Origin of the sequence: Yoonia sp. 67-2 (assembly GCF_035117555.1) — a bacterium.
Lineage (GTDB): Bacteria > Pseudomonadota > Alphaproteobacteria > Rhodobacterales > Rhodobacteraceae > Yoonia.
The window spans coordinates 1-14,268 of the sequence record NZ_JAYKPK010000017.1 but is presented as its reverse complement, the minus strand read 5'-3'; the positions used below and the strand labels follow the sequence as shown (position 1 = coordinate 14,268).

Genomic DNA, 14,268 nt, shown 5'->3' with positions numbered 1-14,268 from the left:
TCGACCAAACCTGATCAATGAAGTACCTGTCCGTTTTGTTGAGTTGTATCTTTTGTGTCATGACCGCTTCTCCACGATTGTGAAGAGATTGATCCGGCCCTTACTGATCTTTTTTAGTTTTCCTTCGAAGATCGCTCTGACGACCGCTTTGAAACTACGCCCGCCCGACTTGCAAAGCCGACAAATGTCTCCGATGGTCATTGCACCGTTCACTGAGGAGAGCGCGTCTGTCAGTCGGCCGTCTGCTTCGAAATCTGGCGTCAGAGAAAACCGCAGATACATGATTGCATTGAATGCATCTGACCGCGAAAAGCTCTGCTCAGTCACAAGCCGCAGTTCGTCAACAAGGCCCGTGGGCATTGTCTTTGCCAATTGATTGAGTTCACGCATGAACCGACTGCTGGCCAAACGATCAGTTGGCTTCACGGCAACCGCAATGCGCCTGCCACCCTTTTCTGTGATTACAAGATCAAAGAAGTGAGTGGCCGGTTTGCCAGCATCACCAACGAACGGAACGGGCCCAACTTGTTCGTAAACCTGCGCGACAGTTGGATCAACGAGGGTGATGGCAAGATTATGGTATTCGACTTGGCTTTCGAGCCCGTAGGTTCGCGGTTTCCTGCTGGGAAGGTCCGGAAAAACAGCAAATATTCGACACGAGCCGCGCGACCGAGGATTGATTGATCTGCAGCCTTGGTAGGGCATCAGGTCTGCATCTTGCCTGACGAAGTCGCCGATTTCGTTGGCGTATGGTTCGGTAGGGCCGTACGCCCTTTGGAACGCCTCCGGCATCCCCGACAAATCCGTCATTGGGATCGTGTCTGGTTCCATCAATTGATGATCGAGTAGTGCATTCATCTCATAACTTCCGTCTGTCCGAGCGCGGAAGCGCCGGATTCCGGGTCGCAAACAGCCATCCGCTGGAGCGGGCCCATTGACTTTTGAATTTTTGAGTGGGAAGAATGAGGCTGATCAAGGCGGGCTCGGTTAGCGAAAGCTACCGGGCTTTGCTCATTCTTATGGGTATGATTAAGTCATGCGGCATCCTCCGTGCTTGCAGAGACAGCTCGGTCGGGCCAAAGTTCAGAAGTGGACATTCCTGTCACCTTCGCGATTTCCTGCTCAACAGGCGACGATCTGAAACGGCCTAAGGAGGCCGAGCATACTGCCGATGTCGAGATTGATAAGGATTTCGCAATATCCGAAAATGATGACCCGGCCAGTGTCAAAAGATATTTGACCCGCGCGTGATTCTCGCGATTTATGGTTGGCGGATTTCCGGACAATTTCTCTGCCTTCACAGCTGTTGTTGTGTAGGCAAGCTGATTCAAGGTGATTCGAAAGTCAAGAGACTTGATCTACCAATGGCTAAATATGCGCCGAGAGGCACAACATATTGTATCATCTAGCTCCGGGATTAGACCGAAGTCAAGAAGTATTGGCGTAATGGCTAGGTCTGATTAATTTTAATGGAAATAGCATTCGCCCAGAATGATTGCCCAACCATTCGAGAGATAAGTGGGTGGCATTGACCCGGCAGTTTTTCCTCGGGGGATCTTCGGGATCGACAGTTGTGGTTGTTTTCACTTGCACGGGGTCAGTTCTGGTGGCGCTGGCAGATCGACTGGAAAGGCATTGGCCCCCATTGCCACGCCGCAGAGCTCGTGACAGCGGGCTTCCAGTGCCGCGCGTGTCATGCCCACTTCTACCGCTAATTCATCAGCGCTTTCGCGGTTGATTGACGCTGCTGGCATTTCGGTCAGACCCTGACAGACGCTGACCTTTTCGCCGGTCGTCGGCGTGGCACCCTTCAGGATACTCGCGAACCGCTCGGCACTGATCTCGTCATAGCTGACCGAGCCGTGAGCGGCATAAGCCTCCAAGGTCGTCATCTGGCGGCGCGGTAAGATAGTCATGTCATCGGCTCCGAGATCCTTCGTTATTGGCAACATCAATAGGGCGTGCATGGCAGCCCGTCAAAGATCCGTGTCCAATGACGCTCCTATCCTGCCGCTCAGCAGACAGTTGTGTCACATGCGAGCTTTTGGTTGAAAGCTTGCACCAACAGCATAAGCCTTAAGCACACCCACCTGACGGCAAATGGGATGCCCGCTTTGCCGGGACTGCCGAAAGCTGGTCACTGCAATCTGGTCCAGAGCGCTTGAACGTCGCGTAGTGGTGGGCAATCAGGTTATGCAGAGACTGACCACTTGGGGAATGTCGGTTGATGTGAACAATTGTTATGAAGCACCACGTCGATATTTAGGTAGGCAAGCGTGGCAAGCATCGACGTTGGCTGGTCGGGATGATGCAACAGCAACTTGCGGAGAATGTCGGGAACAAAGTTTCACAAATACAGAAATACGAAACCGGCGCGAACCGCGTCAGCGCCTCGCGCCTTTGGGATATCGGCAATGTGCTGGGCGTGCCGGCCTCGTTCTTTTTTTGAAGGTTACGATGCACACCCTGCGGCAGATACCCCAGGCAGTGATATACGTGCGAGGCGACATCCTGACCGATAAGGAATCACTGGATTTGCTGCGGGCCTACTTTGCGATCCCCGCCATCAAGCGCCGTCGCCTGTTTGATCGCGCGCGGGTACTGAGCAAAGGCTAGATATTTGATCCTATATTCTGATTTTGTGAACACCTACGGCTTATTTTTACGTGACCGGACGTTCATAGATCACGCAGCATGTTGTAAGGACGACGCTTAGCCCGATCTGAACAGCTGTGATGCGTAAAGGGCACTAAGCCGAACTTTGAGGCCGCAACCTTGGAGTGTTTGTTGAGTAACGCTGACAACTTTTCGTATGTCGGTAAACGTCAGCGTATCAAATCCAAGGAAAAATGAATGAAGCTCAATTTACTCCTTAGCTGCGGGGCCATATCGATGTTGTCTGCATGCGGTGGATCGTCATCTGGTGGGGTGTCAAACTCTGACGGAGGGCCTTCGGTTGTCACGCTGGGACAGCTCATTGATCGTGCCGAAGCGTTCGAGAACGCCATTGGCACCACGAACATTGATCAACTGGGCGAGCCTACTGCATTTGCAAGTCTCCCCGCGTCAGGTACTGCCAACTATATTGGAGTTGCTGTCGTTGGCTTGATCCAAGATAATGGGGAAGGTGTTGATATCGCAACATTCGGCGCCGTTGGTTCGACCACCATCTTGGCCAACTTTGGGAATCAAACGGTCACCGGCACAGCTGATAACTTTTTCCAAATCGACAATCCCAACGTAGAGGGTTTTGATGGGCTCACTGGTGAACGTATTTCTGGTTCCCTTGCTTACAATTTGTCCGGATTTGGTCAAAACGAGTATATTGGTCGTTTTACAGGAAGTCTGACACCTGAAGGCCAATCTGCTTTAAATGTTGATGTCGGAGGAAGTGGCGCTTTTGTTGGCGACCAAGGAGAGGGCTTTGCCGCGGAAGCGTTTGAAGATGGCAATGAAGCTTTTGTTGGCATTTTGGCAATCAAAGACTGAGCTTATAAAGTGCGCTGTGGGCGATCTGGAACCTTGTCATGTCTGGCCCTGCGCGCCGTTCATCAATCTTGGCTGGTGCTGTGGTGCGTTCCGTCAAAGCCGTCGTTCGTCTCGATAGGGCAATGTAATCTCGGATGGTTTTATCAACTTGATAACATGGTCGTTGTATTCTCCGACGCACAAACTGTTTACGGGTTTTCTGTTCATCACTTGCGTAAATGTGCGCGCTTTTTCGTCCGCTTTTAGCCTGATATTACCGAGACTTTATGAGTGCTTTGGGCTTCCGATGCGCAAAACCAGTTCTGTCGTTGCCAAAGCGTATTGACCCAAGGGGGGTGCGCCACTACCAAAGGGCGAGTTATCCTATTGTTCACCACACGGAGATTGTAATGCGCTCACTGATGATTGTCGCTGGTTTTTGCACCAGTCTTGCGGGCGCTTCGCGTGCGAATGTGGACGAGGGGTTGACGCTTTTGCAGCAGGGCGATGCGTCTGAGGCGTCTGCGCAGTTTGCGGCCGCTTTTGAGTCTGGCGATGCGGCGGGTGCATTCTGGCTGGGCCGGATGTTCGAGCTGGGTATCGGGGCAGCGCCTGATCCAATGCGCGCAGCCAATCTTTATGCGGCTGCGGCGGAAGGCGGCGATCCTGCGGGACAGTTGCGACTGGGGCTGATGTATCACGAAGGCACAGTGCTGCTGCGCGATTACATCGAAGGGACGCGGCTGATCTGTGCTGCGGCAGAGGCGGCCCTTGCCGAGGCGCAGGTGGCGTGCGGTCTGGCCTATGAGGCTGGACGCGGTGTTGATGCTGATCCTGTGCGTGCAGATGGATTTTGGCGAACAGCGGCCGAGGCAGGCAATGTCGCGGCGATGAACCTGTTGGGCGCTGCCGCCTTGCGGTCGGAAGACGTGGCGGCAGCGCGCGACTGGTTTGCCCAGTCTGCGGATGCGGGCAATGCGGTGGGCATGGTCGAGACGGCGCGGCTGTTGGAAGCGGCGGATGAGCCTGACCTGATCGAAGCCTATGCCTTGGCGAGCCTTGCGGTTGTGCGGGCACATCCCGAGGCCGGGGGCTTGCGCGACCGGATCGAAGCCCAGTTAAGTGCGGCCGAAGTCACGCAGGCGCAGGCGCGTGCCCGCGACTGGACGCAAGACCAGATGCAGGCTGCGGACTAGGCTGGTGCGGGCCGGTATCCGACTAAGCCTGACGCTGGCTGCGATTTTGGCGGGAACATCAGCCACTGCGGCTTGTCTGCAGATCGACAGCGTGACGGTGGATGGTGCCGCTTTGCTGCCCCCGGCAGAGATTGCGGCCCTGACTGCCCCGATCACCGGCAGATGCGTGCCTTTCGTCACCGTGCTGGCCGAGATCGACGAGGTGCTGCAGGCGCTGACGCTGGCTTATGTGGATGAGGGCTATATCGCCGCGAGGGCATGGCTGCCCGAACAGAACCTTGGTGACGGCACGCTGGAGATCCGGCTTGTCGAAGGCACTTTGGGTGCCGTCCGGTTCAACGGTGCGGAAGACCCCCGCTGGGAAGCGCGCAGCTTTCCGGGTCAGCGCGCACAGCCGGTGCAGTTGCGCAGCGTCGAACAGGGCTTGGATGTAATCCGGTCAATGCCGGGCTTTGATGCGCAACTGGAGCTGGCTCCTGGCGACGCTGACGGCGTCACCGATCTGGATATCACGACAACAGGCAGGCCGTGGCAATTGCGGCTGTCGAGTACGAACATCGGCGACGACGAGGCCGATGAAGGGGCAGCCGCCGCGACTGGGCAGTTCATAACCGCATTGGATGGCAGCATCTCGCAGGCGTTCGGGTTCAACGAAACATTCCGTCTGAACCTGTCACGCAGCCAGCCGGACCATCCGCTCAATCTGTTCCACGAAGGGCCCCGCACGCGCAGTGGAAATGTATCGGTCGATGTGCCCACGGGCACGTTCAATGTCCGCGCCAATGTCGGCTGGTCGGATTATGCGACCACGGTCCCCGGCGCCTTCAGCCCGATCGCGGTAGACGGTGATACGCGCACCATCGGACTGGGTGGCAGCGCCCTGTTAGCGCGCGACCAGACGTCAAAGACGCAGATGACGTTCGGCCTGACTAGGCGCGTGAACGAGAACCGGATTGCTGATGTGCGCATCGATGCCTCCAGTCGGGTGCTAACCTCTGCGCGCTACGGCGTGGCACATGAACGCGCGCAATGGGGCGGCGTGTTGGAGGCTCTGGCGGGGTTTGAGCATGGCCTGCGCCTGTTCGGGGCAGAGGATGCCAATACCCAGCCCGCAGGCCAGCCCGATGCGCAATATGCTCTCTGGGATGCAGAACTGCGGTTCCGGCGCTTGATTGAAGCGGGCAGCAGCCGGATCGGCTATACCACCAGCCTGCGCGGTCAGTGGAGTGATGATCTGCTCTACGGCACGCAGCAGTTCAATCTGGGTGGCGGCGCGTCAGTGCGCGGCTCCAAGGCGGTGCTAGTCAGCGGAAACACGGGCCATGTCTGGCGCAACGAGGTCTTCTGGCGCACACCAGCGACCTTGCCGGAACATCTTGGTGTGTTCGAACTCTACGTCACAGCGGATCGTGGCGTGATCGCAGCCCAAGGCGATGCGGGTATCGCAGGTGGCGTTGTGCGCGGGGCCACCATTGGCGGGCGGCTGGTTGGTGGGCGGTTTGATATTGATGCGAGTTACGGGCGGATCTTGCAAGTGCCGGGCGGTATTGCACGCCCGGACGGGAATTTTCTGATCTCTGCGGGCTGGCGGTTTTGAAGATGACAGGGTTTGATCGGGATTGTGGACAGGGAGGTCAGCAATGACCAAGGCAACATCACGTGTTCTGAACCAGCTGGTGACGGCGGTCTCGGTCTTTGCACTGACTATGCAGCCGATCATGGCGCAGACTGTCGCGGCGGGCGATGGCCCGGTCATTGGCAATGCACCCAACGGCGTGCCGATGGTCATGATCGAGACCCCGAACGGGCAGGGAGTTTCCCACAACCGCTATGACCAGTTCAACGTGGGCCCCGACGGCCTGCTGCTGAACAACATCTCCGGCAATTTTGACACGACACAACTGGGCGGGATCATCCCGGGCAATGCCAATCTGGCGAACGGGGGGGCTGCCAGCCTGATCCTGAACGAGGTTGTCAGCCCCAATCCGTCCACGCTGGCAGGCTATCTGGAGGTCGCTGGCGCGCGTGCCGATGTGATTGTTGCCAACCCTTACGGCATCACCTGCGATGGCTGTGGGTTCCTGAACATGGATCGCATGACGCTGGCAACCGGCACGCCGACTTGGGAGGCGGGTGTATTCACCGGCCTTGGCATCGATGGCGGCGCGATTGCGATTGGTGAGAATGGTGCGGCAGCGCGTGACACGCTGCGGTTCGATCTGCTGAGCCGCCGCATCAGCGTGGCGGGGGCCGTCGAGGGCCAGCGCATCCGCGTCGTCGCGGGGCGCAATGATGTGGTTTATCTGACTGACGAAGTGACCCCGCGCGCAGTGGACGGCAGTGATGCGCCAGAGCTCGCGATTGATTCCAGCGTGCTGGGCGGCATGTACGCCGGATCAATCAGCATCACCTCGACGGAAAGCGGTGTCGGCGTGCGCGCGCCGCAGAATATGGCGGCTACAACGGGTGATATGCATATCACCGCTGACGGGCGGCTGGTGATGGGGCGTGCCAGTGCGCAAGGCCAGATGCAGGTGCAGTCCACCAGCAGCGATGTGACGGTGGAGGAGAGTCTTGCCGCGCGTGAAGCGCTTGAGATTGAGGCTGCCCGCGCGATCCTTGTGGAAACCGATGCGCGGATCGTGTCCGAGGCGGCCCTTGCCTTGCAGGCAGGCAGCGGCGTGACGCTGGGTGAAGGGGCCGAACTGGCCGCTATCGGCGATCTGACTCTCACTACCGGGACCGGCGATGCCGTTCTGGGGGCTGCCGCCCGGGTGCTGTCGCATGGCGATGTCAGCGTGCAGGCGCGCAACATCAAAGCACAAGCCGATGCGGTGCTGCTGGCGGGCATGGCGCGGAACGGTGTGGCGCAGGATGCAACGCTGGCCTTGCAGGCGGTGGAGAGCATCACCCTGTCAGACGCACAGGCCGCATCGGGTGGCGATATCAGCGCCGATGCCCGTATCATTGCAATCGCCGCGCAAGGCGATCTGCCCGCAGGCCGCTTTGTGGCGCAGGGTGATATCGCCCTGGCAACAGAACAGCTGACAGCCACAGGCGGACAAGTGATTGCCGGTGGCAACCTGTCGGTCACTGCGGTGGATACTGGTATGGTCATCGACGGCGGATCACTGCAGGCCGGTCAGGGGATAAGCATCGCAGCGGGACAGAGCTTGCAGGTTGATGCTGGCTTACAGGCTGTGGCTGGTGACGTCGCACTTGCGGCTCAAGGTGATCTGACGCTTGAAGGCCAAGCCTTGACCGGTGGCAGTGTCACTTTACAAGCGGGTGGTGATCTTGCGACGCATGCGGTGCTGCAGGCCGCTGAAGCCATCGCAATGTCTGCCCGGAACATCTATAACAGCGGCAACGTGCAAACTGGCGCGGGCGCGATTGATCTTGCGGCGGGCAGCTTGAACAACACGGGATTGATCGTCGCTGCTGACGATCTGACCATTTTCAAGACGGACAGCCTGACAAATGCTGGCATCTTGCAGTCGGCGGGCCTGTTGTCGGTCCATGGCACAGCCAGTGTCGTGCAGAACGGTGCTTCCGCACAGATGATCGGCTTGCAGGGCGTTGATTTAGTTGCCGCGCGTCTGACCAACGCGGGCACGATTGGTGCTGTTACTGGCGACATGACAATCGCGATGTTGCTGGATGTGGCGAACACCGGTCTGATTCAGGCAAGTGCAGGCCAGATAGACCTGCAAGCGCGCGACCTTGTGAATACAGGCGATATAGTTGCCGGTCATGATATCGCGCTGTCTTTGGGAGGGCTGTTTGATAATGCTGGCCTGCTGCAGGCGGCGGGCCGGATGGACGTTGGCGTATTTGCACAGCTGTTGAACCGCGCAGATGGCGATATCGTTAGCGGTCAGAGTCTGACCCTGCAAAGCGCCGGGATCGATAATGCCGGAATGATTGCTGCGGCCACTGGTACGCTGATTGCGCAGAGTGCCGGTGCCGTGACGAATACGGGCCTTATCTTTGGTCAGGACCTGCTGTCACTCGCAACCGATCATGCGATCCTTAATGATGCAGGGATATTGCTGGCTGCAGGGTCGTTGCAAATCGGCGGTCTGAACAACGCGCTGGCGCTGTCGATCACGAACCAGCGCGGGGGCCTGATCGAGACTTTTGACGGGGATACTGCGCTTGCGGCCAGTCTGATCGAGAACATCGGCGCAGAGGTCAGCGTCTCAAAAGAGGTCGACGTTTCTAGTATCTCACGCAATTCGGGCACGTGTCCCAGCGTGTTTGGCTTTGGCGTTTATCGCTGCACGACCAACACGACAACGACCACAACAACCACCGACGTCGCAACCAGCGACGGCGTGGCCTCTATGATTGTCTCGGGCCGAGATCTTGCGCTGTCCGGCGGCACGGCACGGAACATGTATAGCCTGATATCTGCGCAGGGTGACATCAACCTGACGCTGGAGGAACTGACAAACTCCGGTCTGTCCTTGATGGAACTGACCGAAAGCGAGACGCAGTCGGTAACACGTCGTCGAACATGTTTGGTTTTTTGCGTCAGCGGAACAACTCGAGGCAACATCATTGTTTCTGATCCGATCATGCAGGAGATCGGTGCAGTCTTTGCGACGATCACGGCCGGCGGAAGCATTGTCGGGGAAGTCACCGGCTATATCGCAAACGGGGCTGTCGGTGCCGGCGCGCCGGCCACAGGCAACAGTGGCAATGCTCCGGATCTGACCGACCCGGACTTTGCGCAGATTGCGACTGCTGCGCCTGATTTTGAAACCCTGACGCCTGTCGCAGGATCGGTCACAGGCTTTGCGAGCGGTGCTTTAGGCAACACAGCCCTTTTTGTCAGTACAGTTGATCCTAACGCGCCATTCCTCATCGAGACGCGGCTCGACTTTGTCGATCTTGGCCGTTTCCTGTCCTCCGATTATTTCCTGAGTGCTTTGAACTACGACCCTGCCATGCTGCAAAAGCGTTTTGGCGATGCCTGGGCCGAAACGCTGTTCGTGCGCGAACAGATGTTCCAGCTTACGGGGCAGGGGTTGGGGATTGGAGGTCTTGACCCCTATCAGCAGATGCGGCGGATGTATGATGCGGCAGTGGATGCTGCCCGTAGCCTTGATCTGACGCCCGGGATTGCCCTGACGCCTGCACAGATCGCGGCCCTGACCGATGATATCATCTGGCTGGAAGAGGCTGTCGTGAACGGCCAGACCGTGCTTGTCCCGCGGGTCTATCTGGCGTCGGCGTCATCGCTTGCGGCAATGCAATCAGTGACAGGTGGCAGTAGCATACGTGCAGGTCTTGATATCAACCTGCTTGCAGGCAGCTTCGTCAACAGCGGGGCGGTGACGGCGGGACGCGATCTGGCACTGGTGGTGCAGGGTGATCTCGCGAACCTCGGCGGCATGCTGGGCGCACAAAATGTGCTGGCGCTGGATGTGGCGGGCACGCTGACGTCCTTCAGTGGGACGATTGCGGCTGACATGGTGCAGATTGCAGCACGTGACATCGTCATTGAAACGGCCGTTGTGCGCGGGGGCGACGACAGGTCCTATCAGGATGTGGCCGGAATAACCTCGACAGTCACCGCAGGCACCGAGCTGGTGATGCTGGCAGAGCGCGGCATCGTGCTGACAGGGGCAGAGGTTACGTCGGGCGGTGCGGCCACATTGGTTGCCGGTGACGGGATTACCGTTGGTGCGCTGGCTTTGGAAGGGCAGGCACAGCTTGACTTTGACGGCGGCTATTACCGCGCCGAAAGCCTGCGTCATCAGGCCAGCCAGATTGTCACTGGTGCAGAGCTGACACTGTTCGCGCAACGCGGTGACATCGTGCTGGAAGGTGCGGTGCTTGACGCAGGAGGCGCTGTCGGGCTGATCGCGCAGGACGGTGACGTGCTGATGCAGGCCGTCGCTGATTACAGCTTCAGCGATATGTCATCGCAGGGCGGCAACTTCATTTCCAAAAGTTCTGTACGCGACCAGCGCTTTGATCTGGCCCATCAGGTCAGCCAGATTGCAGGCGCCGAGATCGACGTCTTTGCCGCAGGCATGATTACGGCAGAAGGGACGCGGTTCGCCACGGCAGGCCAGACCGGCGATACGCTGGACGCGCTGCAAGTTGGTGATCTGCGCATGACGGCGGCGGGTGGGTCGATCCTTGTCAGCGCTCCGACGGCTATCTCGGCGCGCAGTTATCAGTCCAGTTCGTCCATGCTGGGTGGTCTGATCAGTTCAAGCACAGACATACGTAGCCTGAACACTGAAAGCCTGCGCTCGACCGCGCGGGTGGCGGGCATTATTGATCTGACGGCGGCGGGTGATCTGACGCTGGTCGCTGTGGATTTTGAAGCGGCAGGGATCCTGCGCACCGATGTCGGTGGGCAAACCTATCTGCTGGCAGCAGTGGATACCGATTACGCCTCCAGCAACGTGATGCGCAACAACGGCGTAACGATCACCACGACCACGCAGGAAGACTATACCGAACGCGCGACCTTCAATGAATTGCGCGCGGCGGGCTTTGCCTTCGATGAAGGCTCGCCGGTGACGTTCGACGCGATCCGCGATCCGCGCATTGGCGCAACGCATGCTGCTGCACTGGTCAACACCGGCGAGGCGAACATGGCCATCGCCGCGATGTTCCTCGGCGATACAGATCCCGCCACAGGCCCGCCATCAAGCGGCGCAGATGATGACAGCTGGCGCACAGATCTCGATATGAGCCAGATCGCACTGCCCGGTGTGCAGGACGGACCGGGCTATGGCTATATCGCCCCGCTGCTGGAGCGTGAGAGCACCGTCAACAACGCCGTCCTACTGATCGACCAGCACTACTATGACCAGCAGGTCGTCCTGAACCCCGCGTTCAAGGCGCTGGTCAGCATCGCCGTCAGCGCCTATGTGCCGGGACTTGGCGAAGTCCTGAACCTGGGTGGAGCAGCCGGAGCGGCAGCAACCGCCTTCGGCCATTCCATGACCACCGGCATGATCGAAGGCACGATCACCGGCAACATGGACATCGGTGCGATGCTGGAAAACGCCGCCTTCTCCGGTGTCACCTCAGGGCTGACGGCGGGGATCAATCTGCCCGATAATCTCGGCCTTAACCAAGACTCGCTCTTTGGCCGTGGCAACCTTTCCATCGCGAATCTCGCCGAAGGCGGGCTTGATGCCACCATCACGGCCGCCCTGCGCACCGGGGTCTACGGCGATGACTTCGTGGCAGGCTTCAGCGCCAGCCTCGGGTCCAGTGCTGCAGGGCTGCTCATGGCGGATATGCATAATATTGTGGGAGATAACGCAGCTGGGCTGGGTGGTGAAGGCTCTATGGGCCACATCCTTGCCCATGCCGTCGTCGGATGCGCGCTGGCTGAGATGCAGGGGGCCGATTGTGGGGCAGGGGCTGTCGGAGGTGCAGTTAGCGCCTATTACGCAGGGTATACTGACCGTGCGGGCCTAGCCGATGACGTTCGCGAAACCGCGATCGCACGTGCGGAGTTGATCGGAGCAGTCTCTGGCTACTTCGTCTCCTCTGGCAAGGCCGAGAACGTCACACAGGCTGCAGCGATCAGCCAGTCCGCATTCGAGAATAACTATCTACTTCATGCCGAAGCGGTTGAGTTTGAAGCTCTACAAGACCTGCTTTCGGGTGGAGAATGTGGTGACGAAGCCAGTTGTGCTGCAGCCGCAAACAGATTGATGGAGCTGGCGGACCGCCGCGCGCAACGCGCGTTAGAGCTGCGTCAAGCCTGTCAAGACGTCCGCAGCATGGCTTGCCAAATTGAGCTCGGCGAACTCCGCAATGCTTTGGTCAGCTATGGCGGCCATGCCGCAATGTACCCTGTCTTGGACGGAACACATAGCAATCAGTCCTATGCCAGTAATCTCGCAAATGAGTTGATGGGTAATTATGGACGCGAAGTGGGCGCTGTCGCGCTAGCGTCGTTGCCGGTCGATACGTTGACTGGATTGATCAATCTTGCAGACTTGATCAGCCGTGCAAGGGTCGGCGATCGCGATGCCTTGGCTACGTTGTCCGCAATGGGTGCATCAGCTGTAGACTTCGTCAGCAATCCGGCCGCGGCTTATCGTGAACGTTTTGCCGAGGCGGACCTGCTGGAAGCTTCAGGGCGTATATTCGAAGCTGATGTTATGCGAGCGCAGATTGGTGCGGAACTAGGCCTCAGCTTCACCGCGTTTCAGACTGCGACAGGGACCGTCCGAATTGGGGCAAGAACGGCCCCAAATGGGGGAGTGGGAGGTTTCTACGATCCGCGCGCATGGCGACAAAACTACGAAGATTTTTACAACGGCAATATAACTTCTACGACAGTACCGCCATTTGGTGCACCCAATGTCAGGTTGGCTGGACAACCACATCCAAGGACCGATATCGTCTTTGATCAGCGCGGGTTCCCAATTTTTGACGACGTTGCCCGTTATGATACACGGTTTCCGGCGGCTGCCTTCAATGCCACAGATTATGCAGGGCAAATGCGTATGGCGACGCGGGATTTACGTACAACGATGGCTAATAATCCACAACTGCGGTCTCAGTTTACACAGCCGCAGTTAAACGCAATTCACGGCGGTAGAGCGAAAATTCCTGATTTTACGTGGCATCACCATCAAGATAGTGGCCGCATGCAGCTTGTTCCCTCCACAACCCATCGTGGAACAGCGCATATTGGTGGTGAAGCTATGTCAGGAGGACAGTGATAATGAAGTTTGCTGTTGATCGTGATGATAGTTCAGATTTAGGATTTGCTAATGTGTGTCGGATATCAGGTGCTGTAAGCCGTGAAGAATTTATTCAATGGGTTTACTGGGTGATTGAGAATTCTACAGAGGACTTACCAAGCTTTTTCTTTGAATTGGATGAACTTGAAAAGTCGGCCACATCTTTTGATCGTATTGTTGGGTTCGTTCCATCTTCTGGTTTGAAGTTTGGTGAAGAAGACGCGGTTGATGGTATAGCCTACTGTAGGAATGTGGACGTGCATGGCGGCTACGATGCTCACGTAGGGCGCACGGAAGCGATTGCTGCGTTACATCGAAATCCTCAGGTTGCGGCTCGGTTTAGTACAATGTTCCCATTTATTGAGTGGTCAATGCCTCCTTTCGCCTCGTAGACCAACCTTTGAAGTGCCAAGCGCAGGAGCGGTGTTGCTGTTGAATGTTTTGGTCATGATGCTTTCCAAAATTGGCCGCCTCGGGCTATGTGACTTACGCATGATAAACAGAGAAAAATATTCATAGCATACTTTTGCACGCTTTATCATAAAAGCTCGCATCAGCGCCCAAGCCAAAAACCCAATGAAACATGGGCAAAGTGCAGCACTTTGCAACATACCGTCTCCATCATGCAAGGTTCGTGGTCACGCGACTTCAATAGCGTGCATCGCATTGTTCATTTTCATACTGTCGAACGAAGACTGAGCTACTCCCCATCGGCTGGACAGTATCTGGCGTTGATTAAGCTACTTTTTGCACCTGCTGATCGGGTTGGGTTTCGTTTTTTCTCAGCCAATAGGTAATCTCCCCTTTTTTAACGGGGTGCATCCGTAGAATTCATGCAGCCATATTCAATTTCATGACGGGTGTGATGC

The 14,268-nt window shown here is 57.4% G+C and carries 7 protein-coding genes and 1 pseudogene; 6 read left to right on the top strand and 2 right to left on the bottom strand.

Going from position 1 to position 14,268, the window contains the following annotated elements; all coding sequences use genetic code 11:
- Positions 1 to 57: 57 nt before the first annotated feature.
- Together VOY09_RS17875 and VOY09_RS17870 are read right to left on the bottom strand one after the other, a co-directional pair.
- Positions 58 to 858 carry a hypothetical protein gene (locus VOY09_RS17875; RefSeq protein ID WP_322896087.1) on the bottom strand — a complete coding sequence of 267 codons (801 nt, stop codon included), beginning with the start codon at positions 856 to 858 and terminating at the stop codon, positions 58 to 60.
- Positions 859 to 1,583: 725 nt separating this feature from the next.
- Positions 1,584 to 1,916 (bottom strand): hypothetical protein, encoded by a 333-nt coding sequence (locus VOY09_RS17870; RefSeq protein WP_322896085.1) that lies wholly within the window; start codon positions 1,914 to 1,916, stop codon positions 1,584 to 1,586.
- Positions 1,917 to 2,296: 380 nt separating this feature from the next.
- On the opposite strand from VOY09_RS17870, the pseudogene VOY09_RS18295 reads away from it, so the two are divergent.
- The 6 genes and pseudogenes from VOY09_RS18295 (at position 2,297) to VOY09_RS17840 (ending at position 13,791) form a co-directional block, all read left to right on the top strand.
- Positions 2,297 to 2,616, top strand: a pseudogene (locus VOY09_RS18295) (helix-turn-helix domain-containing protein).
- Positions 2,617 to 2,853: 237 nt separating this feature from the next.
- The gene (locus tag VOY09_RS17860; RefSeq protein ID WP_322896081.1) at positions 2,854 to 3,489 is read left to right on the top strand and encodes a hypothetical protein; all 636 of its coding nucleotides are present in this window, start codon (positions 2,854 to 2,856) and stop codon (positions 3,487 to 3,489) included.
- 389 nt (positions 3,490 to 3,878) lie between these two features.
- Positions 3,879 to 4,664, top strand: coding sequence for a tetratricopeptide repeat protein (locus VOY09_RS17855; protein WP_322896079.1), 786 nt, complete (start codon positions 3,879 to 3,881; stop codon positions 4,662 to 4,664).
- A 4-nt stretch (positions 4,665 to 4,668) separates the two neighbouring features.
- Positions 4,669 to 6,261 (top strand): ShlB/FhaC/HecB family hemolysin secretion/activation protein, encoded by a 1,593-nt coding sequence (locus tag VOY09_RS17850; RefSeq protein ID WP_322896078.1) that lies wholly within the window; start codon positions 4,669 to 4,671, stop codon positions 6,259 to 6,261.
- Positions 6,262 to 6,304: 43 nt separating this feature from the next.
- Positions 6,305 to 13,378, top strand: coding sequence for a filamentous hemagglutinin N-terminal domain-containing protein (locus VOY09_RS17845; protein ID WP_322896076.1), 7,074 nt, complete (start codon positions 6,305 to 6,307; stop codon positions 13,376 to 13,378).
- 2 nt (positions 13,379 to 13,380) lie between these two features.
- The gene (locus VOY09_RS17840; protein WP_322896074.1) at positions 13,381 to 13,791 is read left to right on the top strand and encodes a hypothetical protein; all 411 of its coding nucleotides are present in this window, start codon (positions 13,381 to 13,383) and stop codon (positions 13,789 to 13,791) included.
- Positions 13,792 to 14,268 lie beyond the last annotated feature (477 nt).

Coding starts and splice junctions, on each gene's coding strand:
- VOY09_RS17875 (WP_322896087.1), bottom strand. CDS start 858: ATGAATGCACTACTCGATCATCAATTGATGGAACCAGACACGATCCCA.
- VOY09_RS17870 (WP_322896085.1), bottom strand. CDS start 1,916: ATGACTATCTTACCGCGCCGCCAGATGACGACCTTGGAGGCTTATGCC.
- VOY09_RS17845 (WP_322896076.1), top strand. CDS start 6,305: ATGACCAAGGCAACATCACGTGTTCTGAACCAGCTGGTGACGGCGGTC.
- VOY09_RS17855 (WP_322896079.1), top strand. CDS start 3,879: ATGCGCTCACTGATGATTGTCGCTGGTTTTTGCACCAGTCTTGCGGGC.
- VOY09_RS17860 (WP_322896081.1), top strand. CDS start 2,854: ATGAAGCTCAATTTACTCCTTAGCTGCGGGGCCATATCGATGTTGTCT.
- VOY09_RS17840 (WP_322896074.1), top strand. CDS start 13,381: ATGAAGTTTGCTGTTGATCGTGATGATAGTTCAGATTTAGGATTTGCT.